The 541-nt window shown below is 62.1% G+C and carries 1 protein-coding gene; it reads right to left on the bottom strand.

Going from position 1 to position 541, the window contains the following annotated elements:
* On the bottom strand, positions 1-541 hold a 541-nt coding region (locus JMY24_RS38180; protein WP_201704147.1), incomplete at both ends, for an alpha,alpha-trehalose-phosphate synthase (UDP-forming).

The raw sequence follows: 541 nt of genomic DNA, 5'->3' as shown, positions 1-541 counted from the left end.
CTCATGCCGGTTGATCCGCTCATCGAGCGACATCGTTAGCGCCCGCTGGATGGCCTGCGCCGTGCCTTGCGTGTCGTAGGGATTGACCAGCAGCGCTTCCTTCAATTGCTCCGCGGCTCCGGCAAAGCGCGAGAGCACCAGCATGCCCGGGTCGGCGGAGTCCTGTGCGGCGATGAATTCTTTCGCAACCAGATTCATGCCGTCCCGCAACGGCGTAACGAGCGCAACTCGACTCGCGCGATAGAGACCCGGCAGACGCTTTCGGGCAACGTTGCGATGAATGTAGCGCACCGGCATCCAGTCCAGTTCACCGAAGTCGCCATTGATCGCGCCGCACAAGCTATCCATCTGACGCCGCAGATCGTCGTAGGCGTCGACGTCCTCGCGGCTAGGGGAGGCGATCTGGATCAGCGTCGCACTATCACGGTTCTCCGGGTAGAAGGTCAGCAGTTCGCGGAAAGCATGGACGCGTTGCGGTAATCCCTTCGAGTAGTCCAACCGGTCGACGCCCACCAGCAAACGCCGCCGCGAATACTCCTCG

The organism is Paraburkholderia kirstenboschensis, assembly GCF_904848585.1.
In the GTDB taxonomy this organism is placed as follows: domain Bacteria; phylum Pseudomonadota; class Gammaproteobacteria; order Burkholderiales; family Burkholderiaceae; genus Paraburkholderia; species Paraburkholderia kirstenboschensis.
This window is presented reverse-complemented; position numbering and strand designations above follow the sequence as displayed.